At 45.5% G+C, this 751-nt stretch carries 2 protein-coding genes; one reads left to right on the top strand and one right to left on the bottom strand.

Annotation, left to right across the window (positions count from 1 at the left end; all coding sequences use genetic code 11):
* A partial coding sequence (locus tag A3766_RS31815; protein ID WP_231882821.1) for a hypothetical protein occupies nucleotides 1-213 on the bottom strand: 213 nt, incomplete at its 3' end.
* Nucleotides 214-238: 25 nt separating this feature from the next.
* Between A3766_RS31815 and A3766_RS02710 the strand changes: the two genes are divergently transcribed.
* Complete coding sequence (locus tag A3766_RS02710) at nucleotides 239-736, top strand: hemerythrin domain-containing protein (RefSeq protein ID WP_068508607.1); 498 nt, start codon at nucleotides 239-241, stop codon at nucleotides 734-736.
* The last annotated feature ends 15 nt before the right edge of the window (nucleotides 737-751 follow it).

Below are 751 nucleotides of genomic sequence, written 5' to 3' on the forward strand. Positions count from 1 at the left end.
ACATGCGCGAAGCAGGCTCAATAGAATGCCCTGAAGCCGCTGAATAAGCGCTGCTAACTGCTCAGGAGCCCCTCCTGAGCAGCCTATTATTTTTCTATCTGCTCTACCCCCTTTTATCCCTCTTATATCAACTAGGTTGTATAGCTTCGGCTCGGCAATGTTCTTAAGATAAAAGCTCGCCCTGAAAAGAATTCCGATACTATAGTTGCCCACCCCGTTCTTATGAAGTGGAGGAAGTATGCCCGATCAAACTTTAACAGACGGCAATAGCACCCTTGAGCCTCTAGAATCTCTATCAAACCCTGAACTAATTGCTCATATCTTGCAGCGCTACCATGAAGTCCATCGACAACAGCTTAGCGAACTAAATGAAAAGGCTGCTCGAGTTGAATCTGTACACGGTGAACACCCAGAGTGTCCTCATGGCCTATCTAATCACCTGCAAACAATGAAGATAGAGCTCGAACAACATATGTTTAAGGAAGAAAACATCCTCTTCCCTATGCTGGAACAAGGAATGGGAGCAATGGCTCAGGGCCCTATCTCGGTGATGCGTCATGAGCACGATGAACATGCTGGTGCAATCTCCCAGCTATCAGAGCTAACGAACCAGCTGACATTACCAGAAGACGCTTGTAATACCTGGACAAGGCTTTATGCCTTAATTTCTGAATTTATCGAAGATTTGCAAAGTCATATCTCGATTGAAAACAATCTACTCTTTGCTCGCGCCTAACAGTTCTGGCACTCA

The sequence above is a fragment of the Oleiphilus sp. HI0132 genome (genome assembly GCF_001635845.1).